This window comes from Wenyingzhuangia sp. IMCC45533, from assembly GCF_054111225.1.
Map to the genome: position 1 here is coordinate 1,110,265 of NZ_CM134197.1, position 23,674 is coordinate 1,133,938.

Consider the following 23,674-nt stretch of genomic DNA (forward strand, 5'->3'; position numbering starts at 1 on the left):
GTTTATTCTATTTTATTTATCTGTGCTTTTGTAAATGGATTTGCTATTTTTTACTTGAATACCAACTTTTTGATAGAAGAGTTATTTTTAAATATTGTTTTGGTGACCATGCTAATGTTGGGATTATTCCTTTATACCAAAGCTAGAAATATAAGTTTGAAGAATAATTTGGGACTAGGAGATGTATTGTTTTTAGTGATAATCGCTACGAGTTTTACAACTTTACACTTTATTCAAAATTTAGTATTCAGTATGATTTTTAGTTTGTTACTACATTTAGTCTTAAAAAAAATATTGAGAAGCAACTATAGCGATATGGTGCCATTGGCTGGTTTTCAAGCATTATATTGTTCTTTATTTTATATTTATTCTCACCTCTTATGATTTTATCTAAAATACCTACGCATCTAAAACAGTTGATATCGTCCGAAATTGCGCATCATTACCAAATCATTCCTTTCGATTTGACAGATAACCAATTAAAGGTGTACACTCCTGAAAAGGACCGAAGTCAAACTTCTGTAGAAACTTTAAATATCATCACAGGTTATCAAATTACTGTAGAGCTCGTAAAGGATACTGATTTTGAAGAGCTACTGATTAGCACCTATCCTAAAACTAATGTTGAAAATGATATCATTTTTGCTAATGATCAATTTTTAGACAAAATTATTTATCAAGCTACAAAAATAAAATCTAGTGATATACACATTGAAGCCTTTGAAGGGCAAGGACGCATACGCTATAGAATTGATGGTTTATTGGTAGAACAATTTATTATTCCTAAAGAAGAATATCCGACTTTGGTCAATCAAATTAAAATTGCAGCTCAGTTAGATATTTCTGAAAAGAGACTACCTCAAGATGGAAGAATTCATGTAGAGCAACCCAGCTACAAATTTGATATTCGTATTTCTATTATTCCCACTTTGCACGGAGAAAAGATAGTTATGCGTTTACTGAGTAAAGAGAATATTAAAATAGAACTAGATTCACTAGGTTTCGATACCGAAGAGTTGCAGACTTTTATGCAGTATATAAGAAAAAAACATGGAATTATTTTAGTTTCTGGGCCTACTGGTTCTGGAAAGACAACTACTCTGTATGGTGCGTTAAAAGAATTAAATAAAGAAACAAATAATATTTTGACGGTTGAGGACCCCATTGAGTATACCATTCCCGGTATTAATCAAGTACAATTAAAAGAAAATATTGGTTTAGACTTTTCTAAAGTATTAAAATCTTTTTTAAGACAGGACCCCGATATAATTATGGTTGGAGAAATTAGAGATACTGATACTGCTGATATTGCCATAAGAGCAGCCTTAACAGGACATTTGGTTCTATCGACAATACACACCAACTCCGCATGGGCTACTATTTCTAGGCTCATTGACATGGGAATTCCAGAGTATCTGATTGCTGACACTTTAATTATGAGTGTGGCTCAGCGCTTACTGAGAAAACTTTGTCCACACTGTAAAAAAGAAATTTCATATGATGAACTACAAAACTTACAACCTTATATAAAAAAAACATCAATTTTATACAAAGCTGTTGGGTGTAGGCATTGTTTTCATACAGGTTATACAGGTAGAGTAGCTATTTACGAGATTATTCCTATCGAAAGTGTACTGATGGAACACATAAAGAATCAGCACCAAAATTACCCCCGTGATCTTTTAAAAAACTATGCTACTATTCCAGACAAAGCCTTAGATTTGTTAAAGAAAGGAATTACCTCTTTTGAAGAAGTTCAAGCATTGTTATCCACTACAGCTTAATAAAGATTAAAAATGAGAATTTATATTACTATTTGCATCTTTTTAATAAAAATTGCACTCTTTGCTCAAAACGATAGAAGCAACAACCGCTTAGATATCTTAGAACAAAAACTCAATACACTCGCTATTGAAAAAGAGGGCTTGCTGAAAACGGTAAATTTCAACGTAAAAAACACCAAGTTACCAGATTTTGTAAATGCTGTAGCCAACTTACATCAAGTAGACATTGGTATTGATACTTCTCTAAATTCTATTTCGTTATCTAACAATTTTAGCGATGCTAAGGTAAAGGATATTCTGTTGTACTTGTGTAAAGAGTATAACCTGACACTCAATTTTACAGGAAACATTATTGCTTTAAAAAAATATATTGCTCCTAGAAAAAAATATATCGCTAAAAATTTAAAAATAGATTTTTCACAAAACGATAGGGCTTTAAGTTTTGAACTAAAAAAAGATACACTGTTTCAAGTATTCAAGAAAATATCTCAGCTTACCAGCAAAAATTTAGTATTTGCACCTGGCATGGAAAATATTAAATTAACAGGTTATATTAATAAATTGCCTGTAGACGATGCTCTAGACAAATTAGCTTTTACTAACGACCTAATACTTAAAAAAACCACCAATAATCATTATATTTTTGAAAGAAATGATATTGAATACGAAGATACGAGTGATAATCGTAATAACAGAAATAACCGAAAGAGACCTTCAAGAAAAAAATATCAGAATAACCAGTTCTACTATAAGGTCAAAGATACAGTGAAACAACTTTTGGACGTTGAATTTACCAATACCAATATCTCTGAAATTATAGAAACTATTGGATACGACTTACAAATCAATAGTTTTACAACCGCTCCGTTGGAAAGTGCTGGTAAAGCAACAGTAAACGCTAAAAACATCTTTTTTGATGATTTATTAAAATATATTTTGGAGGATTCACAATTTTCCTACAAAAAGGAAAATAACTTTTATTTTTTTGGTGAAAATAAACAAAAGCAAATTCATAAGTCAGTAGCTATTCCATTACGACATCGTAGCATACAAGTTTTTAGTGATTCTGGCGAATCATCCTTCAGAAATTCGCTAAATAACAATGGCAGTAGTTTCAATAATGGTGGTTTTAACAATAATTTAAATGATTTTAATAATGGAAGCAATAACTTTAACAGCAATGGAATAAACAATAATAACTTTAATTCAAACGGCAATAACAGAAATACAAGTACTAATTTTGAAACTCCCAGGAGCTCTGGTTCTTCTGCAAGCGTGCAAAATTTCCAAGACCTAATCCCTTCTCAGTATACCGATGGTCTTGAAGTTAAAGTAGACTCTGAGCTGAACAGCTTTATTGTAGAAGGACCTGCTATTAAAGTAAATAAGTTTGAAAAATTTGTTGAATATATTGATAAACCTGTACCTATTGTTTTAATTGAGGTTATGATTATTGAAACTAATAAATCTCTAAATATTGATACAGGAATAGATTTTGGTGTTCGAGATACTCCTACTCAGCTGAATGGTCAAGCTTTCCCAGATACAAACTTAAATTTAGGGGCAAACGAAATCAATAGAATTATTGGGGGGTTTGATGCGTTTGGAATTAAAAATATCGGTAGGGTTGTTCCCAATTTCTATGCAAGTATAAGGGCTATGGAATCTAATGGTGTTATCAAAGTAAAATCTACTCCTAAATTAGCTACGCTAAATAGCCATAGTGCAAGACTATCTATTGGTGAAACTACTTATTACGCAGTAACACAGACCAATATTATTGGGACACAAAATCCTCAAACCTCAGAAATCACCAATTTTTATCCGATTGATGCTCAATTAGGTATAAATTTGACTCCGCTAGTTTCTGGTGATGGTAGTATTACACTGAATATAAATGTTATTCAATCTAATTTTAATGGTACACGAATTAGCGAAGAAGCCCCACCAGGTATAAATTCTAGAGAATTTAGTTCAGCTATTAGGGTGTTTAACAATGATATGATTATTTTAGGTGGACTAGAAGAAAAAAGAGATAATGATAGTAATACAGGAGTTCCTATATTATCTAGAATCCCCATCTTAAAATACTTGTTTAGCTCCAAAAGGAAAGAAGATGTTACTAGAAAATTATCCATTTTAATAAAACCTACCATTATTCAATAGTCTGTGATTCTGATAAATCAAAATATTAACGTTGTAGAAATTTCATCTTCTCAGATACACCTACACCAATTTTCTGGACCAAAAGAAGATGTGAAAAAAATTGGACATGACACGTTTGAAACTATTGAGCAAGCTTTGGATCAACTTAAAAATAGTAAGCCCCCTCTATTTCTCTACATTAATAATAATCAAGTTATTACCCAGCAAATTGACTCTAGTATTAAGCTAGATGAAAAAAATAGCATTAACTTTATAATGCAGATATTTAGTATCAATACAGACGATTTTTTCTATCATATTGATCATATGAGCACTGCTTCTATTATTAGAAAAAGTTACTTAGAAAATATTTTAAATACTGCTAGCAATAAAGATATAAGGTTTTCTAAATGCTATTTCGGATCAACATCACTAATTAGCTTTATTGAAAATTCTAAGGAAATAACATTTTATGGCGATTTTAAAGTTTTACAGCAAAAGCTTGAAAAAGCGAGTAACTCAATTCAAAAAAATTATTTTTATCAAATAGCTGCTGTTTGTATAATAGGTTCTCTCATAGTATTTAGTGCCACCTACTATGGTTTTCAATACCCCAAACTCCTAAAGTTGAAGGAACAGAAGACATTTAATAATGAGAGACTACTAATATTCAATAATTTGAAAACTACGATTGAGCAACAAGAGAAATTGATAAATCAAATTAACAAATTGTCTAACACAAACATAGGCAACTACATAGATCAAATATTATTGATTAAGCCAAGTTCTATTCTACTGAATCAAATTAATTTTCAGCCTATTTTAAAGAAGGTCAAAAAAGATAAAGATATTTTATTCGATCAGAATCAAATAATTATCAGAGGATACAGTAAAGTTCACGATGATATTCAGAAATGGATTTTTGAATTAGAAGCATTAACTTTGATAAAGTCTGTAGAAATTTTAACTTTCAATGATTTAAAAACAACCTCTGAGTTCAAACTAGCTATTTACTTAAATGAAAATAAAGAGACTTCTACAAAATAATAAAATTTTAGCACTTACGTTTTTCGTTATGATCATGATTGTATATCAATTATCGTTAGTAAAAAGTTGGAATTTGTATTGCGAAAAAAAAACATTAAAAGAAGAGCTCTTTGCTAATCAAAAAGCGATTGCTCAACTAAGTTTAATCCAACAAAAAAAAATTGCTTATGATAGTATTCTGAGTGAACTTGAAATTCACAACAATTTAAATTTATCCAATTACATCTTTGAAAAAATTCAAACGATTTGTGACGAAAACAAGGTAAAAATATCATCTTATCAAAAACCACACAAACTTCAAATTTCTGATAAGAATTTACAAACCAGTTATATTTTCAAATTGAATGGGCAGTTTAAAAATACTTTAAAAAGTATCAATGAAATTGAAATTCAGTCATTAGGAAGTATTGTTCACTTGAATTTTGAAAAAGTAAAAAATTATCGAACTGATAAAAATGAGCTAAACTGCGATGTTATTCTACGGGTAATTGAATAGAGATATTTAAACCATCAATCAAATAATCTGTACTTTTGTTCAACTTTAATAGAGCAAAACAACGTATTCATTTCTACGTTTTATGGGTACTTTGAGTTATCAGGTAATTTATAACTTAGCAAGCAATGAGTGTAAGTTGCATATCATGTTACAAACTTACCAGATATGATAGCGTAATTTATTTACGAAATCACGGTACTTAGTTTAAACATTGGTAGATACATAGCTACTAAAATCAAACCCACAATTCCACCTAGAACAATAATTACTATAGGTTCTAATATAGTAGCCATCCGCTTAGAAATCGACTCCAACTCCTTAGTGTAGAACTGTGAAAGCGTGTTAAAAGCGTAGTGCATATTATTTGTTTCTTCTGCTACTTGTATTAAAGATTTGAATTTTCGGTCAAATATTTTTTCTGATTCCACCACAACAGCAATACCTTTACCTTTAATCATCTCTTTTTCTATTTTACTTATTGCTTTCTTTAAAGGTAAAAAAGTTAGCATCTCTTCTGACAATTGTATTGAAAACAGCAAAGGCACATTAGATGCTAAAAGTAAAGTTAACGATTCTGTTAAAGTCAATAAATTATTCTTATATATTAAATTACCTAAAATGGGTACTTTTAGAACCAAATTATCATTTACCTCTTTAAACCTTTTATTTTTTAACAAATAGATGTATCCTAAAATAACAGCTAGTAATCCAAGTAAAATAAGAAAGAAATTATTTTGAAAAAAGTTTGATACTTTTATCACTTGTTGGGTTATCACAGGCAACTCAACACCGTTTTGTTTAAATACGTCCGCAAACATGGGTACAACAAACTTCAGCATAAAGCCAACAGAAAATAACGCGGTAACTAAAACAATGATAGGATAAGTAATCGCGTTCATAATGTTTTGCTTCTGCATAATTTTTTTCTGAAAAAAAGCACCCATTTTGCTAAAAACTTCAATCAAACTACCTGTTTCTTCTCCAATTTTAATTGAGGTTAACTCATATGCAGAGAATATTTCAGGATATTTTGAAAGAGCCTGATGCAAAGAATCACCTCCAATTAGTTTTTTTATTATAGAATTAAACAAAGTTTGGTCTTTATTTTTTAACTGTAAGATCCCCATTTTAATAGCTTCCAATAAATTTATTCCTGAAGACAACATGATAGCAACTTCTGTATAGAAAGCTGCCTTAGATTTGCTATTTAGTGACGAATTAAAAAGAGTGATTTCTTTGGTCCAAACAGATTTACTTCCCATAGTCTATATTATCGTTTAACAGGCTTTCTACATCTTCTTGTTTATAAACAAAAATTTCCCTTTTAATATTATTTTTGATAGGTATAATCAACTTCAAAGCATCCACTCTACCTCTTATTACACTTTCTCCTTTATTATAAAAGAAAAAATTTTCAACATACAAATCAAATGTATCTTTATTTATTAGTACAAAATCTTCTTCAATAACAAACTCCGAAATTAAGTTTCCCTTTTTAAAATTTAACTGAAACTTTGATTCACCTATATAACAAATAGAATTATTAAATTCTCTCCAAAGTTTTTTTTCCAAAAAATTGATGTTACTATTTGACCTTTCTAAAAGAGACTTTTCATGAAACTGTTTGTTTACAAACTGATGTACAGAAAATACAATTCCCATAATGATGGATGTAATGAGCAATACCACCAAAAGTTCGATAATTGTAAAGCTTTTTATGCTAGTTTTTACCTCCATACCTTTTGATTGGCTGCCCATTTTTATCTTCAATTGACAATTGAAAAGAGTCTTTAAAATTTTTCATAGAAATATTTTCTTGTAATTTGCTTTGCATCTCTTTATTACCATGCAGTTCAAAATAAAAAGTCTCATTTAAGATATTTATATCCATACTTAACCTAAACAAATAGTTATCTCTGCTTAAATTTAAAATAGTATATGTAGATATAGTAAGTAGTACGCTCATAATAACTGATGAGACTAAAACTTCGACTAACGTGCTTCCTTTCAATTTTTTCAATATAGCCATTTCATCACCTTATAATTATCTTCCCAGCTAAGCCCCGAGAACAGCTGATACCCTTTTTTGTTGGAAACTCTAACATCGGACAACATATTAATATAGGTACTCCCTAGTGTTTTATGTATAAGGTATTTTGACTTAAGACTCCCATCAACTGTGGCTCCGGTAATAAATAAACCTCCTTCACAGTAGATATCACCTAAAATAGTAGTTCCTTTGCTTATTTTAATATTGATACTTCTAAAGTCTTTGTTTTCATTTTTAAGATACATAATAATCCCCATAAAATTGACATTTTCTAAAATTTCAAGTTTAGCAGTTTTATTAATGTCTTTTAAGACTAGAGCAGATGGATAGTACATTTTTACATTTCTCTCTACTAAAATATTCTCTGTGGCTATAGCCTGAAATACACCTTTTGTTCTCTGATGAATTACAATTTTTGGAGCCATTAAGATTACGTCCTCCAAATTAGTAGTTTCATATACGTGAATTTCCTCACTAGAATTAATAACTATGTTACCAGATATTTTCAATTTTTTTAAATGAATAGACCTAGAGCTACGATAGACCTTAGTTGGTAAAGAAAATGAATTGTGATAAATTAAATTGGGCTTTAGTTCGTTTATATAACTTCGCAAATCTTTTGTTATAAAATCATTTAAGTAAGTTACATTTCTAGGCTGCGCTATTTTTTCTTTTGACGGCGATACAACTCCAAAATAGTTTAACTGATTGCCATAATAGTATCTTCCATTAACAAAACCAGCTTTTATTCCTTCTTTGGGCAATTTGAGATTACCTTCAATTCTTGTAGTTCCCGAAATAGAAAGCCCAAATTGATGATTTTCTAACGTGATGGAGGTTTCACTTGGTTTACCTCCCATAAAAGCGTAATTCCTGATCCTACTATTTGCTAGTACCGTACTAGTGTTTAGTATCCGAAAACTTCCATAATTGAAATACTCTTTTTCTACGCTTCCCCTTTTTCCTAGTAAATAAAGTTCTTCACTTGTTTTTGAATGGTTGAGATTTTTGAAGGACTCAATATTTTTCACTTGTACTTCTTTATCAAATAAAAAAACTAGCTGATTTTTTTTATTAAAGTAATCTAACAAAATCAAAGACGACATTAATAAAAACAGAATTATTGCAACAAAAACAACCAATTGTAATGCTCCTGATTCAATTTTCTTAATAAAAATTTTCATCTTATTTTGATAACAAAAATGATTTAATCTCACCATCCTTTAAAAAAGAAATACTTTTCGCATTTCCTTCCACTAACTTTACCTCAGAAATATCTTGATTTAATTTTAGATAATGTTGCTTACCTCTTATGGTTACCACATAAAACTTAATATCCGAATTACTGCCAATAAAGCCATTATAAATTATTGTAGGAAATATAATTTTCCTTTTAGGTTTAGATTTTTTTTTAACAGCTACTGGTTTCCTTTTAACAATCTTTTTATTAACGATCATTCCAAAAGGATCATCGTAAGAAAGTTGAATTTTTTCTACCTGTATTTTTTTTCTCAATAGTATTTTTTCTACAGGAGTTGCAACATAATTTATTACTTGTTCATCTCCATAAAAATTAAAAATTTTAATGAAGAACACTCCCCAAATTACAATTACCAACACCACTAATAATTGTGTAAATCTCTTTTTATTCTCAGGAGTTCTATTGACCATCTATTATCGAAAAATTAAATGGATTTCCGTAATCAAAACTATTGTTATTGTTGCTTCCTCTTACTCTCCATTGATAAGTTCCAGGATTTAATTCAACATCAATGTCTGTTGCCGACAGCGTAGAGTCAACAACCTTTTGCATAGGATTACTAAAGTCTGGAGTTACAATCTGAATTTGGTAACTCGTAGCAATATTCAATTCTTCCCAGCTAAAATTATAAGTATCTTGTCGTTCTAACGAAGAATTGTCAGACGGTGAGAATAAGATAACTGTTTCATTGTCACTGTTATTGTCCGCAGATGATTCAACCTCAAATAAAAATGGACTTGTATAAGCGGATGTATAAGCACTATTTTTTGCCCTTACCCTCCATTCATAATTACCCGGTTGCACCGATAAGCTAATCCTGTGATTGGACACAATAGAATCCAAAACTATTTCATCGGGATTCGTGAAATTTGGCCTTGCCAATTGAATTTGATAATCTGTTTCTACATCAATTTCTTCCCAAGAAAAGTTATGTAAGTCTCTATTTTCTAATTTGGAATTATTTGATGGTGCAATTAACTTTATCTTTTTATCACTTATATCTTCTTCTAATAGAACTCCTTCACATGATAATAATCCTAAAAAACTGAAAAGAACAATAACTTTAAAAACCTTCATAAATTTCTTTTTTAAGTTTAATTTTCCTCGAATCGACACACTTATCGCTTAAATTTTTCATAACATCAATAATATCATAACTTGTCAACCCTTTTACACCAAAGCAAATAGCCGAAGTTCTAACATCTAAAATAAGTAAATCTGAAATACCTTTATTTACACTTCTGTTGTTTCCAACAATGTTGAGGTTTGGAGTTCCTCCCTTGATAGTTAAAGTAATTTTTTGAGCATTACGAAAAACACCCAATTCATCTTTTTTATACAGAAAACTAAGTCCTGTTATTAATGTATTCTTAGGGCTTTGAATTAAGTATTTTTTTAAATTCGAATCATTCAAATTTGCAATCAAATTAATCTTATTCTTAATATCAATATCTAATAAAACATAATTTTCTCTAATGATTTTTACGTCTTGGCTATCAACTACTTTCTTTAATTGTTTCAAATAAACCTCCTTTAAAGAAATTTTCTTATAACTATAGCTCAAATCAACATTATCAATATTTTGTAATCCTGATATGACCTCCCCTTTTTCGTTGACAATATCTAGCATGCCCTTATTCAAGCTTCTGTCGTACTTATGCACAGCACAACTAGCTACAAATAGACCTAGAAAAAAATAAATTGATATCTTCATTCCTTAAATTTTAATCAAAAATACTATTTAATTAACTAAATTCTATATTCTTTGATTATTATGTAACAACGGAATCTCCACCAAATTTGGGTCAGATTTTTTTCTACTAAAAATTATTTTCTACCACTTTAAAAGTAAAGCTTCCGTTTTAGATAATTTGATTTTAAGACGACTCTTTCTTTCGACTCTTCTTTTTGATAACTTATATATCTTGGTTGTTAAACGGTATAAAGCGATAGCTCTATTTTTTTTTAACAACTCACTGGTCATTTAAAAAGTCTTCTTGTCGTTCTTTCTAAAATTGTCACCGAAAGGAATTTCTGGAAAGTGATTGCTGATTTCCATAAACTCTTCTGCTTCCTTTTATTAAGGAAATAATCTATATTTATTTTTCACTTGCAATTATACTAGAGTTGTTTATCGTTGCCAATCCTAACCTACCTCCTCCATAATATAGACAGCTTTTTTTAGAATTCCAGAATACTACACACTTTTCACCACATAAGTAACAATTCCCCAAATAACTAATTCTTGGTGCTCCTCTACTCTTATATCTCCAAACTCTTTATTCTCTGGAACCAAATACACCCCTTCACTCGTAACTCTTAATCTTTTAACTGTAAAATCGCCGTCCAACATGCAAACCGCTATTTTTCCATTTTTAGGCTCTAAACTTCTATCTACTACAAGTAAATCTCCGTCGCTTATCCCTGCATCTAGCATAGAATTACCATCAACCCTTGCAAAAAAAGTAGCAGTTTTATCTCTAATCAATTCCTTATCTAAGGAAATCTCTTTATTTTCAAAATCTTCTGCAGGAGAAGGAAAACCGGCCTTTATACCGTTTTCTACAATTGGAATCTTTACAAAACCATTGGAACTAAATTTATAAAACTTTATCCCCATCACTTACAGTTTATTTTTATAATATCTCTAAAATTTGTTGTATACTCTGGCGATAAACGCTCTTGCCTCATTTTCCATGTCTTTTTAATATCCTGATTCGCTAGCTTCAACTTACCTTTTCCTAGTTTCTTATTTAAGCTATCCAAAGTATTCATTAATAACTTATGTTTTGGATCTTCATCTGAAAACATACGGGTCTGGTGGAGATTAGTAGGTTTCAGTCCCATAAGTATAACTCCAGCTTTTTTGTATTGATATTCCTTTTTAAAAATTTCTCTAAGCTTTTTTAACACTTGCTTGGTGATCGTAATACTAGAGCTAGTTTCAAAACTAAAATGTACCATGCCACTCAATTTTATATACTCATCACCAAACCGATTAGACCTTAAAAAAATATAAGCACTAGAACACTCACTATTTTGCTGTCTCAATTTTTCTGCACATCTGTTGGCAAAGGTTGCAACACGCTCCTCTAATTCATACAAATCTTTAATTTCAACAGGAAAACTACGAGTAACCGCAATTACTTTTTTATTTCTTTTAAAACCATCATCTAGCCCTAGTGCAGCTTTGCCTTCTAAATCATGTTTTAAACGCAATCCTACAACAGAAAAACGCTTTCTAACTAAGTTATCAGATAGTAGAGTATAGTCGTAAGCTTTGTTAACTCCCATCCCCAATAATTGTCCTTTCAAGCCCCTACCAATCCCCCAAACATCACCTATTCTTGTCCATTTTAGAGCTTTTATGCGTTGTTGCTCTGTCGAAATCACGTAAACATTCCCTATAGTAGCATTATATTTTTTCACAATATTATTTGCCACTTTTGCCAGTGCTTTACTTTGAGCAATACCCACACTTACTGGCAATCCTAACTGCTTCAAAATCTCTTTTTGTATTTTCTCACCAATCGCTTTAGCTTCTTCATCAGTGTTTACGTTTATTTTAAAAAACGCTTCGTCTATAGAGTAGTTTTCAATCTCGTCAACATAATCTGATATAATTTTCATCACTCTTTTGCTCATATCTCCGTACAGCGCATAATTTGATGAGAAAACCTGAAAGCCATAAGCTCTAAACTTATGCTCGAATTTAAAGGCAGGAGCTCCCATAGGAATATCTTTATAAGCTTTCGCTTCACTACTGCGAGCAATCACACAACCATCATTATTAGACAAAACCACAATAGGTTTTCCTTTTAAATCTGGTCTAAAAGCTCGTTCGCACGATGCATAAAAACTATTACAATCAACTATTCCATACATGAGTACAAAAGTAAACCAAAGTATGTAATCATTATGCATTATATTTAAATTACAAAGTATTTTTAACGAAACAAATCAACCCATAAAATGCAATTCGGAAAAGTAGCAAATCCAGCAAATATAGATTTTACATTACCTCCAGATCACCCAAACACACGAACTATATTCAATCCAATCCACAAAACCGGGACTACTTATTATATAGGCTGTGCTAAATGGAATAAACAAGATTTAAAGAATTTTTATCCGAGAGGTACCAAGGACGAGCTTAAATATTACAGTTCGCAATTCAACGCTATAGAGCTAAACGCTACATTTTATAAAATTTACAGTCAAGAACAAATTCTAAAATGGAAAGAAAAAACATCTAGTAACTTCAAGTTCTATCCTAAAATTATTCAAGATATTTCTCATATTCATAAATTAAGCGAACTTTCGTATCCTATAACGGAAATATATACCAACAACGTTAGAGCTTTTGGCAGTAAGCTGGGTTGCGTATTTTTACAAATGCATGAAAATTACTCACCAAACGAATTTGAAACACTAAAAAACTATATCAACATGTGGCCAGGCAAAATTCCACTTGCTATAGAATTGAGACATACAGATTGGTTCAACACCTCTATCTCTACAGAATTGTATCAGTTCTATGTCAAGAGTAATATTAGTAACATTATTACCGATACAGCAGGTAGAAGAGATTTGATTCATATGAGTTTAACGTCTCCTAACGTATTTATCCGATTCGTGGGTGCCAATCATTCGACCGATTATTTAAGACTTGATTCTTGGATAGATCGTTTAACAATTTGGCATTCTCAAGGACTCAAAAGTATCTCTTTTTTCATTCATCAAAATACAGAAATAGAATCTGTAAAACTCTCCTCCTACTTTATAAAAAAATTAAATGAAAGGCTAAAACTAAATATCAAAATACCTTTAACATTAGAAGACATCCAAAGTTCACAACAAACATTATTCTAATGGCGTTCCCCTATGGGTCGGGCTATCCGCTATATCTTTTACTAGTTTTCGATACAAATTTATTCCGTTTCACTCCGTAAATTCACTCAAACTGACAGTAAAAGGATGCCGCTACTATCCCTAACGCAAACAATAAAATCCAATTTTCAAAAGTGTAATCTTTTCTAGAATCGTTCTCGACTCCGCTCGAACACCTATAACAACCTTACCGAGAGGTCGAAATTGGAAATCACAGAGATTACTCAATCGAACTTTGGTGTCTATAAATTCTAGTATTTAGGTGATTCAGCTAAGCCAAAATAACAAAGAATATTGGAGAAAGACTATAACACAAATAGCTCTCGGGTTTAGCTCTAACACCTATAACGGTCTCTGAGCGGAGTCGAGAAGCCATTACCAACTTGACTCTTCTAGTTCTTAACCACTGTTTTCAGCGTTGATACTAGGTACAGTATACACTCATAAAAACAAAAAAACCTCATTCAATTGAATTGAATGAGGTTTGTAAATTCTAATGTGATTTTAGAATCAAAAAAAGGCGATGACATACTCTCCCAGCAAGTGCTAGTACCATCTGCGCGAATAGGCTTAACTTCTCTGTTCGGAATGGGAAGAGGTGAGCCCTATTGCAATAATCACCTTAAGGTCTTGGTTGGTGGTTGTTCGTTGTTTGTTAGTAGTATCATACTAACAACGAAAAACCCACAACTAATTATGTGTTAACATATTGATATTATAAATCATGTTTCCAATTCTTTGAGTAACTAAAATCATTAAAGTCCGCAAGTACATAAGCCTATGGGTTATTAGTAATACTCGGCTATGACATTACTGCCTTTACACCTATATCCTATCAAGGTCGTAGTCTACAACCACCCTTTAAAGAAATCTCATCTTGTGGTGGGTTTCGCGCTTATATGCTTTCAGCGCTTATCCCTTCCCAACGTAGCTACTCAGCAATGCTCCTGGCGGAACAACTGATACACCAGAGGTTAGTTCAACTCGGTCCTCTCGTACTAGAGTCAAATCCACGCAAATTTCTAACGCCCGCTACAGATAGAGACCGAACTGTCTCACGACGTTCTGAACCCAGCTCGCGTGCCACTTTAATGGGCGAACAGCCCAACCCTTGGGACCTTCTCCAGCCCCAGGATGTGACGAGCCGACATCGAGGTGCCAAACCCCCCCGTCGATGTGAGCTCTTGGGGGAGATCAGCCTGTTATCCCCGGAGTACCTTTTATCCTTTGAGCGATGGCCCTTCCATGCGGAACCACCGGATCACTATGCTCTTGTTTCCAACCTGATCGACTTGTAGGTCTCCCAGTCAAGCACCCTTATGCCATTGCACTCTACGTACGGTTACCAAGCGTACTGAGGGTACCTTTAGAAGCCTCCGTTACTCTTTTGGAGGCGACCACCCCAGTCAAACTACCCACCAAGCACTGTCCCCATCACTGGGTTAGACTCTAGATAAGCAAAGGGTCGTATTTCAACAACGACTCACACACGCCTAGCGACGCATGATCAATGTCTCCGACCTATCCTACACATTACTTATCCAAAGCCAATACTAAGCTATAGTAAAGGTTCACGGGGTCTTTTCGTCCCGTAGCGGGTAATCGGCATCTTCACCGATACTACAATTTCACCGAGCTCATGGCTGAGACAGTGTCCAGATCGTTGCACCATTCGTGCAGGTCGGAACTTACCCGACAAGGAATTTCGCTACCTTAGGACCGTTATAGTTACGGCCGCCGTTTACTGGGGCTTCATTTCAGATCTTCGATTTGCATCTAAACCCTCCACTTAACCTTCCAGCACCGGGCAGGTGTCAGGCCCTATACATCAACTTTCGTTTTAGCAGAGCCCTGTGTTTTTGATAAACAGTCGCCTGGACCTTTTCACTGCGGCCCTTAAATTTAATTAAGGGCGACCCTTCTCCCGAAGTTACGGGTCGATTTTGCCTAGTTCCTTAGCCATGAATCACTCGAGCTCCTTAGAATACTCATCCCAACTACCTGTGTCGGTTTACGGTACAGGACGCAGCCCTCGCTTTTCTTGGAACCGCTTACTTCTTTTCGCTTCGCCCGAAGGCTAGGCTCAACGTACTATTCCGTCAGTACGTAAAGATCTGGGCAATCCGTCACTTTTAACGGGTGCGTGTACAGGAATATTAACCTGTTGTCCATCGACTTCCCCATTCGGGTACGCCTTAGGTCCTGACTAACCCTCAGCTGATTAGCATCGCTGAGGAAACCTTAGTCTTTCGGAGGGCGGGTTTCTCACCCGCCTTATCGTTACTTATGCCTACATTTTCTTTTCTAGCCGTTCCAGCATTCCTTACGGAACACCTTCTGCACAACTAGAATGCTCCCCTACCACTTATAACTTACGTTACAAATCCATAGCTTCGGTAATATGTTTATGCCCGATTATTATCCATGCTCGACCGCTCGACTAGTGAGCTGTTACGCACTCTTTAAATGAATGGCTGCTTCCAAGCCAACATCCTAGCTGTCTAGGCAGTCAAACCTCGTTTATTCAACTTAACATATATTTGGGGACCTTAGCTGATGGTCTGGGTTCTTTCCCTCTCGGACATGGACCTTAGCACCCATGCCCTCACTGCTGTAAACCATTATATAGCATTCGGAGTTTGTCAGGAATTGGTAGGCGATGAAGCCCCCGCATCCAATCAGTAGCTCTACCTCTATATAACTATAATACAACGCTGCACCTAAATGCATTTCGGGGAGTACGAGCTATTTCCTGGTTTGATTGGCCTTTCACCCCTACCCACAGGTCATCCCAAGACTTTTCAACGTCAACGGGTTCGGTCCTCCACTGTGTGTTACCACAGCTTCAACCTGCCCATGGGTAGATCACCAGGTTTCGCGTCTACTCAACCTAACTAAAACGCCCTATTAAGACTCGCTTTCGCTACGGCTCCATTCCTTAAGAATTTAACCTTGCTAGATAAAGTAACTCGTAGGCTCATTATGCAAAAGGCACGCCGTCACCATGTAAAATGGCTCCGACCGCTTGTAGGTGTACGGTTTCAGGATCTGTTTCACTCCCTTACTTAGGGTTCTTTTCACCTTTCCCTCACGGTACTAGTTCACTATCGGTCTCTCAGGAGTATTTAGCCTTACCGGATGGTCCCGGCAGATTCAGACAGGGTTCCTCGTGCCCCGCCCTACTCAGGAATCTGATATGATCGCTTCTCTTACCTATACGGGACTATCACCCTCTGTGGTTAACCTTTCCAGGTTATTCTAATTCGATTGCTTCTCAATAACTCAGTCCTACAACCCCCAGCCTGCCGTAACAGAATGGGTTTGGGCTCTTTCGCGTTCGCTCGCCACTACTAACGAAATCATTATTATTTTCTCTTCCTCCGGTTACTTAGATGTTTCAGTTCACCGGGTTTGCTCCTCTCGGTACTATGCCTTCAACATAGTGGGTTGCCCCATTCGGAAATCTACGGATATAATTCTTATGTGCAAATCCCCGTAGCTTATCGCAGCTTATCACGTCCTTCTTCGCCTCTGAGAGCCTAGGCATCCGCCATACACCCTTAATTAGCTTATTGTACTCTTTTGCGTCTTTAATCTTTAATTACAGTCATCGACTGTAATATTTTATTTTTATCTTTAGTTAATACTTTGTACTTCGTACTCAATATTAACTATTAATGTCTACTCAAGTAAATATGGTTTCCCATATTTATAATATCAATATGTCAATGAACGGTGGCGAGTCGCCACTGAATTTAAATCAGGGTGACTGTTATATACCTGTAAGATAAATAAATACCTCAAGGCATAGCCTTGTGGAGAATATCGGAGTCGAACCGATGACCTCTTGCGTGCAAGGCAAGCGCTCTAGCCAGCTGAGCTAATCCCCCTTATTTGCAATGAACAATCTTCAATCTACAATTTTCAATAATTGTTAATTGCTTATGGTCAATTGCTAATTGAATTGCGTTGCTTCTAGAATTTCCTTTTTAAAATACAATCTAATACTCTTTACTTTAAAGTAATTGTTTAGCAATTAATAACCGCCTAAACAAACTTTGTTTGTAGTCTCGGGCAGACTCGAACTGCCGACCTCTACATTATCAGTGTAGCGCTCTAACCAGCTGAGCTACGAGACTCAATATGTGATTGTATTCTATATCTTTTTAAATTAACAGCTTAGAGGTAAATAATCTCTTTGTAACATACATCTCGTTTCTCTAGAAAGGAGGTGTTCCAGCCGCACCTTCCGGTACGGCTACCTTGTTACGACTTAGCCCTAGTTACCAGTTTTACCCTAGGCGGCTCCTTAACGGTGACCGACTTCAGGCACTCCCAGCTTCCATGGCTTGACGGGCGGTGTGTACAAGGCCCGGGAACGTATTCACCGCATCATGGCTGATATGCGATTACTAGCGATTCCAGCTTCATGGAGTCGAGTTGCAGACTCCAATCCGAACTGTGATAATGTTTGAAGATTCGCATCCTGTCACCAGGTAGCTGCCCTCTGTCATTACCATTGTAGCACGTGTGTAGCCCAGGACGTAAGGGCCGTGATGATTTGACGTCATCCCCACCTTCCTCGCGGTTTGCACCGGCAGTCTCTCTAGAGTCCTCAGCTTAACCTGTTAGCAACTAAAAATAGGGGTTGCGCTCGTTATAGGACTTAACCTGACACCTCACGGCACGAGCTGACGACAACCATGCAGCACCTTGTAAGAAGTCCGAAGAAATGTCTATCTCTAAACAATGCATCCTACATTTAAGCCCTGGTAAGGTTCCTCGCGTATCATCGAATTAAACCACATGCTCCACCGCTTGTGCGGGCCCCCGTCAATTCCTTTGAGTTTCAATCTTGCGACCGTACTCCCCAGGTGGGACACTTATCACTTTCGCTTAGTCACTGAACTTGTGCCCAACAACTAGTGTCCATCGTTTACGGCGTGGACTACCGGGGTATCTAATCCCGTTCGCTCCCCACGCTTTCGTTCATCAGCGTCAGTATATACGTAGTAGACTGCCTTCGCAATCGGTATTCTATGTAATATCTATGCATTTCACCGCTACACTACATATTCTATCTACTTCCATATAACTCAAGACTAACAGTATCAAAGGCAGTTCAACAGTTAAGCTGCTGGATTTCACCTCTGACTGATTAGCCCGCCTACGAACCCTTTAAACCCAATGATTCCGGATAACGCTTGGACCCTCCGTATTACCGCGGCTGCTGGCACGGAGTTAGCCGGTCCTTATTCGTAGAGTACCGTCAAATGGTTACACGTAACCACGTTTCTTCCTCTATAAAAGAAGTTTACAACCCATAGGGCAGTCATCCTTCACGCGGCATGGCTGGTTCAGAGTTGCCTCCATTGACCAATATTCCTCACTGCTGCCTCCCGTAGGAGTCTGGTCCGTGTCTCAGTACCAGTGTGGGGGATCTCCCTCTCAGGACCCCTACTTATCGTTGCCATGGTAAGCCGTTACCTTACCATCTAGCTAATAAGACGCATAGCCATCATAAACCAATAAATCTTTAAATATAATCTGATGCCAAATCATATCGCCATGGAGTATTAGTCTTCGTTTCCAAAGGGTATCCTCCTGTTTATGGTAGGTTCTATACGCGTTACGCACCCGTGCGCCGGTCGTCAGCAAATAGCAAGCTATCCCTGTTACCCCTCGACTTGCATGTGTTAAGCCTGCCGCTAGCGTTCATCCTGAGCCAGGATCAAACTCTTCATCGTTATTTTTTTACAGCTCTCACTGCTTATTTAGACGATGCTCAAAAAAATCTCATGATCTAGTCATGTAATTTACGCTCTAATTTACGCTGTCAATTTCAAATTTCTCAATGAACTTAGTCACATAGCGACTTAATAACTTAGCTGCTTCGCTAAGCGGATGCAAATATACTAACTTTATTTAATCCCAAACAAATAATTGTTGATTTATTTCTAAATCTTTTTTTTACTCGTTTGTAAAGGAGATGCTCCTTTATTAAATGTTATATCATGTATCTGATCTTATTCCTTTATAACTCGAATAGTTCTCGCCACTAAGGGGATGCAAACATACGCATATTTTAATGTTTTTACGTAGTTTTTTCGTGAAGTTTTTATCTCTTTTTTTAGTGTGTTACTAGTCAGGGGGTTAATGGGGATAGTTGGTGGTTGGTGGTTGGTGGCTATAAGTTTAAGAACTTTGACATTATTGAGATGTGTTTATGGTGTTATGTTTTGATTATATATTCTCTGTCTTATATCTTTGGTAAACTTTACTCTTTGCGTTAGGGATGGAGCGCGTGTTTGAGCTCTTTTTTGGGTGTTCGAGCGCTAGTCGAGCACCAAAAAAAAGCGAGTAGCGACAGCCCGACCCATAGGGGAACGCCCTAGACGATATATGTGAACTTGTTGGTTAGTAGATTTTGAGCATGATGCTTATTTATCTCTGTTTTTTACACGGCTTGGTTCATGAATTCGATTAAGTAGCATCGTATTAGTAACCAAGGTAAATTAAATCACTATTGCGGCTATTACACTCGTCTTGATCAGATACAAATAAAAAGAGAGTCTATTATATATAATAGACTCTCTTTTTATTTGTATCTGACTTGGCTTATCCACCAAAATCGTCAAAACGTACATTTTCTTTTGGTACTCCAAAATCATCACACATTTTTACAACTGCTTGGTTCATCATTGGTGGACCACAAAAGTAAAATTCTATATCTTCTGGGGCTTCGTGAGTAGATAAATAATTATCAATTAGTGACTGGTGCACAAATCCTACAAATCCATCTCCTTCATCATCATGAATATCTTTTTTGATTTTCCAGTTATCTTCTGGTAATGGTTCTGACAATACTAACTGTAATTTGAAGTTAGGGAATTTTTCCATCAAATCTTCAAAATAGTGTATGTAGAATAATTCACGCTTAGAACGACCTCCGTACCAGTAGGTTACTTTACGTCCAGTTTTCATAGTATGGAATAATTCATACAAGTGAGATCTCATTGGTGCCATACCTGCTCCACCTCCTATATAAATCATTTCAGCATCTGAGTTTTTATTAATGAAAAACTCTCCATAAGGTCCTGAAATTGTTACTTTATCTCCTGGCTTTTGGTTAAATACGTAAGAGGAAGCAATTCCTGGATTCACATCCATCCATCCACCTTTTACTCTATCAAAAGGAGGGCAAGCAACACGTACATTTAGCATGATTTCTCTCCCTTCTGCTGGGTAAGAAGCCATAGAATAAGCACGTTCGACTGTCTCCGTGTTCTTCATTTTTAGAGGCCATAGACCAAATTTTTCCCATTCTTGGTGAAACTTATCGGGTTCTCCTGGGTGATCTTTTGGATGCGCAGTGATGTCCATGTCTTTGTAATTTACTTCACAAGGGGGAATTTCAATTTGAATATATCCTCCTGCTTTGTAATCCATATCTTCTGGAATTTCTACCACAAACTCTTTTATAAATGATGCTACGTTGTAGTTACGAACAACGGTAGCTTCCCATTTTTTGATTCCAAAAATTTCTTCTGGAATAGAAATATCCATGTCATTCTTAACCTTAACCTGACACCCTAAACGAGCACCCGCAGCTAATTCTTTACGTGTAAAGTGAGGTGTTTCTGTTGGTAGCGCTTCTCCACCTCCAGAGTGAACATGACACTCACACTGTAAACAGGTACCTCCACCCCCACAGGCTGATGGTAAAAATATTTTTTCGTTTCCTAATGTTCCTAATAAAGAACTACCAGTATCTACCTCAATCGTCTTTTCTCCGTTGATGGTAATTTTTACTTTTCCTGACGGTAGTAATTTTGCTTTAGCTCCTAGTAAAATACTTACTAAGATTAAAACAATAATCAAGAAAACAACAATGCTTATTGCAATTACATTCATAATTATTTGTTCTTTATTTTTATAATTTAATACCTGAGAAGCTCATAAAACCAATCGCCATTAGCCCTGTAATGATGAAAGTAATTCCTAATCCTTTTAAAGGTCCTGGAATATGAGAATAAGCAATTTTTTCTCTAATGGCCGCAATGGCAACGATAGCTAACAACCACCCAATTCCTGATCCTAATCCATACACGGCTGATTCTCCAACGTTGGCAAAATCTTTTTGCTGCATAAATAATGAACCTCCTAAGATGGCACAGTTTACCGCAATTAATGGTAAGAAAATCCCTAAAGCTCCGTACAATGCTGGTGCAAATCTTTCTACAATCATTTCTACCAATTGTACCATGGATGCAATTACTGCAATAAACATGATAAAACTTAAGAACGATAAATCAATATTGGCATACTCTTCTCCTAACCAAGATAAGGCTCCTGGTCTTAATAAATAGCTATCAATTAAGAAGTTTACTGGAACGGTAATTGACAATACAAATACTACTGCCGCTCCCAAACCTACAGCTGTATTTACTGTTTTTGATACTGCTAAGTAAGAACACATTCCTAAGAAATATGCAAATACCATATTATCAATAAATATACTTTTTACAAAAATGTTGATATAATCCATTTTACTTTTTGTTGATATGTTGATTTGTGCATTGGTTGATTCGAGCAAACGACTCAACTCATAGACGAATTAACAATAGATTAGTGTTGTTCAATTAATTTTCTATTTCTAGAACGTTGTACCCATATAATGATACCTACGGTAATTAATGCCATTGGAGATAACAACATAAACCCGTTGTTTTCATATCCTAGTGCGTATAAACCTGTAGAATCTGCAATTGTTTTAGCCTTGTGCCCTAAAATTTCTATACCAAATAATTTACCTGAACCTAGTAATTCTCTGAATACGGCAACCAAAACTAAAATTAATGCGTAACCTGCACCGTTTCCTACACCATCTAAGAAAGATTTCCATGGTCCGTTTGCTAAAGCAAAAGCTTCTAAACGTCCCATTACAATACAGTTGGTTATAATTAGTCCAACGAATACTGATAATTCTTTACTTACATCGTATGCATAGGCTTTTAATACTTGGTCTACTAAAATTACCAAAGAGGCAACAATTAGCAATTGAACAATAATACGTATACGTCCTGGTATTAAATTACGTATTAATGATACGATTACATTAGAGGCTATGACAACAAATAAAACTGCTAATGACATTACAACGGCTGGCTTTAACTGAACTGTAATAGCCAACGCTGAACATATTCCTAATACTTGAACTGAAATTGGATTGTTATCGTCCAACGGATCGGTTAACAATGCCTTATTTTGCTTTGAAAATAATGCTTCTTTTTCTGCCATGATTAATTATTTTTAAAATAAGGTAAGTAATGCTCCAATCTTTCTTCTATCATAGCTGTTACACCATTGGAAGTAATCGTTCCTCCAGAAATAGCATCTACTCCATGCTCATCTCCTTCTTTAGCACCTCCTTTGATTGCTACTACAGATACGAACTCATTTGACTTATCTAAGATTTTCTTTCCTTCGTACTGATCTTGAAACCATTCGGTATTAATTTCAGCACCTAATCCTGGAGTTTCACCTTTATGATCGTAGCTAGCTCCTATGATTGTATTTTTATCTTCATCTAACGCTATATAACCCCAAATTGCATCCCAAAGTCCAGCACCATGTAAAGGTACTATGTAATATTTTTTACCTTCTTTTTCTGCTATATACAAAGGAAATCTTTGGTCTTTTACGGGCTTTTTAATTTCGTTTTTTAAACCGATTGTAAAAGCATCTGTACCCTTATCTATTTCTCCTTCGGAGGTTAACGATAATTGCTCTTTGATATATTTATTAAAATTATCTTGAGCATCATCTCTACTTTCAACATCTACACCAATGGTAGATAATATGTTCTGCATTTTCTCTGCTTCTACATTGGCAGCCTGTAAAGGCTTTAAATTAGTTGCAGTAAATGCTAACAATCCTGCAATAACTGTTACGATAACAATTGCAAAAATAAACGTGTATGCGTTACTGTTCTTTTTCAT

The 23,674-nt window shown here is 34.9% G+C and carries 18 protein-coding genes, 2 tRNA genes and 3 rRNA genes; 5 read left to right on the top strand and 18 right to left on the bottom strand.

The window, feature by feature from the left end; translation table 11 throughout:
• The first annotated feature begins 380 nt into the window (after positions 1 to 380).
• The 4 genes from ACXGQW_RS04865 to ACXGQW_RS04880 are packed head-to-tail and all read left to right on the top strand — an operon-like array spanning position 381 to position 5,472.
• The gene (locus ACXGQW_RS04865) at positions 381 to 1,784 is read left to right on the top strand and encodes a GspE/PulE family protein (RefSeq protein ID WP_457823974.1); all 1,404 of its coding nucleotides are present in this window, start codon (positions 381 to 383) and stop codon (positions 1,782 to 1,784) included.
• A 12-nt stretch (positions 1,785 to 1,796) separates the two neighbouring features.
• Positions 1,797 to 3,950 carry a type II secretion system protein GspD gene (locus ACXGQW_RS04870; RefSeq protein ID WP_457823975.1) on the top strand — a complete coding sequence of 718 codons (2,154 nt, stop codon included), beginning with the start codon at positions 1,797 to 1,799 and terminating at the stop codon, positions 3,948 to 3,950.
• A gap of 3 nt (positions 3,951 to 3,953) precedes the next feature.
• A complete protein-coding gene (locus ACXGQW_RS04875; protein WP_457823976.1) occupies positions 3,954 to 4,976 on the top strand; it encodes a hypothetical protein in 1,023 nt (340 codons plus the stop codon).
• Entirely contained in the window at positions 4,948 to 5,472 is a 525-nt protein-coding gene (locus ACXGQW_RS04880) for a hypothetical protein (protein ID WP_457823977.1), read from the top strand. The genes ACXGQW_RS04875 and ACXGQW_RS04880 overlap by 29 nt, the downstream gene beginning before the upstream one ends.
• Before the next feature lie 182 nt (positions 5,473 to 5,654).
• Here ACXGQW_RS04880 and ACXGQW_RS04885 read toward each other — a convergent pair whose 3' ends face one another.
• The 9 genes from ACXGQW_RS04885 to ACXGQW_RS04925 form a co-directional block, all read right to left on the bottom strand.
• The gene (locus ACXGQW_RS04885) at positions 5,655 to 6,734 is read right to left on the bottom strand and encodes a type II secretion system F family protein (RefSeq protein ID WP_457823978.1); all 1,080 of its coding nucleotides are present in this window, start codon (positions 6,732 to 6,734) and stop codon (positions 5,655 to 5,657) included.
• A complete protein-coding gene (locus ACXGQW_RS04890; protein ID WP_457823979.1) occupies positions 6,724 to 7,230 on the bottom strand; it encodes a type II secretion system protein in 507 nt (168 codons plus the stop codon). The genes ACXGQW_RS04885 and ACXGQW_RS04890 overlap by 11 nt, the downstream gene beginning before the upstream one ends.
• Positions 7,193 to 7,501: a PulJ/GspJ family protein gene (locus ACXGQW_RS04895; RefSeq protein ID WP_457823980.1), complete on the bottom strand. Its 309-nt coding sequence runs from the start codon at positions 7,499 to 7,501 to the stop codon at positions 7,193 to 7,195. Before ACXGQW_RS04895 ends, ACXGQW_RS04890 begins: the two co-directional genes overlap by 38 nt.
• A complete protein-coding gene (locus ACXGQW_RS04900; protein ID WP_457823981.1) occupies positions 7,489 to 8,706 on the bottom strand; it encodes a hypothetical protein in 1,218 nt (405 codons plus the stop codon). Before ACXGQW_RS04900 ends, ACXGQW_RS04895 begins: the two co-directional genes overlap by 13 nt.
• A 1-nt stretch (position 8,707) precedes the next feature.
• On the bottom strand, positions 8,708 to 9,193 hold the full coding sequence (locus ACXGQW_RS04905; protein ID WP_457823982.1) for a hypothetical protein: 486 nt from the start codon (positions 9,191 to 9,193) through the stop codon (positions 8,708 to 8,710).
• Positions 9,183 to 9,860 (bottom strand): hypothetical protein, encoded by a 678-nt coding sequence (locus ACXGQW_RS04910; protein ID WP_457823983.1) that lies wholly within the window; start codon positions 9,858 to 9,860, stop codon positions 9,183 to 9,185. Before ACXGQW_RS04910 ends, ACXGQW_RS04905 begins: the two co-directional genes overlap by 11 nt.
• A complete protein-coding gene (locus tag ACXGQW_RS04915) occupies positions 9,847 to 10,497 on the bottom strand; it encodes a hypothetical protein (RefSeq protein WP_457823984.1) in 651 nt (216 codons plus the stop codon). The genes ACXGQW_RS04910 and ACXGQW_RS04915 overlap by 14 nt, the downstream gene beginning before the upstream one ends.
• A 483-nt stretch (positions 10,498 to 10,980) precedes the next feature.
• The gene (locus ACXGQW_RS04920; protein WP_457823985.1) at positions 10,981 to 11,403 is read right to left on the bottom strand and encodes a LexA family protein; all 423 of its coding nucleotides are present in this window, start codon (positions 11,401 to 11,403) and stop codon (positions 10,981 to 10,983) included.
• Positions 11,403 to 12,668: a Y-family DNA polymerase gene (locus tag ACXGQW_RS04925; RefSeq protein WP_457823986.1), complete on the bottom strand. Its 1,266-nt coding sequence runs from the start codon at positions 12,666 to 12,668 to the stop codon at positions 11,403 to 11,405. The genes ACXGQW_RS04920 and ACXGQW_RS04925 overlap by 1 nt, the downstream gene beginning before the upstream one ends.
• An 87-nt stretch (positions 12,669 to 12,755) precedes the next feature.
• Here ACXGQW_RS04925 and ACXGQW_RS04930 point away from each other — a divergent pair, with 87 nt between their 5' ends.
• Positions 12,756 to 13,655, top strand: a complete 900-nt coding sequence (locus ACXGQW_RS04930) for a DUF72 domain-containing protein (protein WP_457823987.1) — start codon at positions 12,756 to 12,758, stop codon at positions 13,653 to 13,655.
• Positions 13,656 to 14,188: 533 nt separating this feature from the next.
• On the opposite strand, the gene rrf is transcribed toward ACXGQW_RS04930, so the two are convergent.
• The 9 genes from rrf to nqrC form a co-directional block, all read right to left on the bottom strand.
• Positions 14,189 to 14,298, bottom strand: a 5S ribosomal RNA gene (gene rrf, locus ACXGQW_RS04935).
• Positions 14,299 to 14,441: 143 nt separating this feature from the next.
• Positions 14,442 to 17,248 (bottom strand): 23S ribosomal RNA (locus ACXGQW_RS04940).
• Positions 17,249 to 17,489: 241 nt separating this feature from the next.
• Positions 17,490 to 17,563, bottom strand: a tRNA-Ala gene (locus ACXGQW_RS04945).
• A gap of 175 nt (positions 17,564 to 17,738) precedes the next feature.
• A tRNA-Ile gene (locus ACXGQW_RS04950) sits at positions 17,739 to 17,812 on the bottom strand.
• Positions 17,813 to 17,897: 85 nt separating this feature from the next.
• Positions 17,898 to 19,420 (bottom strand): 16S ribosomal RNA (locus tag ACXGQW_RS04955).
• Together the 16S, 23S and 5S rRNA genes with 2 tRNA genes alongside form the textbook arrangement of a ribosomal RNA operon.
• An 871-nt stretch (positions 19,421 to 20,291) precedes the next feature.
• Positions 20,292 to 21,587 (bottom strand): NADH:ubiquinone reductase (Na(+)-transporting) subunit F, encoded by a 1,296-nt coding sequence (nqrF, locus tag ACXGQW_RS04960; protein WP_457823988.1) that lies wholly within the window; start codon positions 21,585 to 21,587, stop codon positions 20,292 to 20,294.
• A 19-nt stretch (positions 21,588 to 21,606) separates the two neighbouring features.
• Positions 21,607 to 22,221 carry an NADH:ubiquinone reductase (Na(+)-transporting) subunit E gene (gene nqrE, locus ACXGQW_RS04965; RefSeq protein ID WP_457823989.1) on the bottom strand — a complete coding sequence of 205 codons (615 nt, stop codon included), beginning with the start codon at positions 22,219 to 22,221 and terminating at the stop codon, positions 21,607 to 21,609.
• A gap of 80 nt (positions 22,222 to 22,301) precedes the next feature.
• The gene (locus ACXGQW_RS04970; RefSeq protein ID WP_457823990.1) at positions 22,302 to 22,973 is read right to left on the bottom strand and encodes an NADH:ubiquinone reductase (Na(+)-transporting) subunit D; all 672 of its coding nucleotides are present in this window, start codon (positions 22,971 to 22,973) and stop codon (positions 22,302 to 22,304) included.
• A gap of 2 nt (positions 22,974 to 22,975) precedes the next feature.
• Positions 22,976 to 23,674, bottom strand: a complete 699-nt coding sequence (nqrC, locus tag ACXGQW_RS04975; RefSeq protein WP_457823991.1) for an NADH:ubiquinone reductase (Na(+)-transporting) subunit C — start codon at positions 23,672 to 23,674, stop codon at positions 22,976 to 22,978.

Coding starts and splice junctions, on each gene's coding strand:
- ACXGQW_RS04925 (WP_457823986.1), bottom strand. CDS start 12,668: ATGTATGGAATAGTTGATTGTAATAGTTTTTATGCATCGTGCGAACGA.
- ACXGQW_RS04930 (WP_457823987.1), top strand. CDS start 12,756: ATGCAATTCGGAAAAGTAGCAAATCCAGCAAATATAGATTTTACATTA.
- ACXGQW_RS04895 (WP_457823980.1), bottom strand. CDS start 7,501: ATGGCTATATTGAAAAAATTGAAAGGAAGCACGTTAGTCGAAGTTTTA.
- ACXGQW_RS04880 (WP_457823977.1), top strand. CDS start 4,948: ATGAAAATAAAGAGACTTCTACAAAATAATAAAATTTTAGCACTTACG.
- ACXGQW_RS04900 (WP_457823981.1), bottom strand. CDS start 8,706: ATGAAAATTTTTATTAAGAAAATTGAATCAGGAGCATTACAATTGGTT.
- ACXGQW_RS04870 (WP_457823975.1), top strand. CDS start 1,797: ATGAGAATTTATATTACTATTTGCATCTTTTTAATAAAAATTGCACTC.
- nqrE (WP_457823989.1), bottom strand. CDS start 22,221: ATGGATTATATCAACATTTTTGTAAAAAGTATATTTATTGATAATATG.
- nqrF (WP_457823988.1), bottom strand. CDS start 21,587: ATGAATGTAATTGCAATAAGCATTGTTGTTTTCTTGATTATTGTTTTA.
- ACXGQW_RS04915 (WP_457823984.1), bottom strand. CDS start 10,497: ATGAAGATATCAATTTATTTTTTTCTAGGTCTATTTGTAGCTAGTTGT.
- ACXGQW_RS04970 (WP_457823990.1), bottom strand. CDS start 22,973: ATGGCAGAAAAAGAAGCATTATTTTCAAAGCAAAATAAGGCATTGTTA.
- nqrC (WP_457823991.1), bottom strand. CDS start 23,674: ATGAAAAAGAACAGTAACGCATACACGTTTATTTTTGCAATTGTTATC.
- ACXGQW_RS04885 (WP_457823978.1), bottom strand. CDS start 6,734: ATGGGAAGTAAATCTGTTTGGACCAAAGAAATCACTCTTTTTAATTCG.
- ACXGQW_RS04865 (WP_457823974.1), top strand. CDS start 381: ATGATTTTATCTAAAATACCTACGCATCTAAAACAGTTGATATCGTCC.
- ACXGQW_RS04890 (WP_457823979.1), bottom strand. CDS start 7,230: ATGGGCAGCCAATCAAAAGGTATGGAGGTAAAAACTAGCATAAAAAGC.
- ACXGQW_RS04920 (WP_457823985.1), bottom strand. CDS start 11,403: ATGGGGATAAAGTTTTATAAATTTAGTTCCAATGGTTTTGTAAAGATT.
- ACXGQW_RS04910 (WP_457823983.1), bottom strand. CDS start 9,860: ATGAAGGTTTTTAAAGTTATTGTTCTTTTCAGTTTTTTAGGATTATTA.
- ACXGQW_RS04905 (WP_457823982.1), bottom strand. CDS start 9,193: ATGGTCAATAGAACTCCTGAGAATAAAAAGAGATTTACACAATTATTA.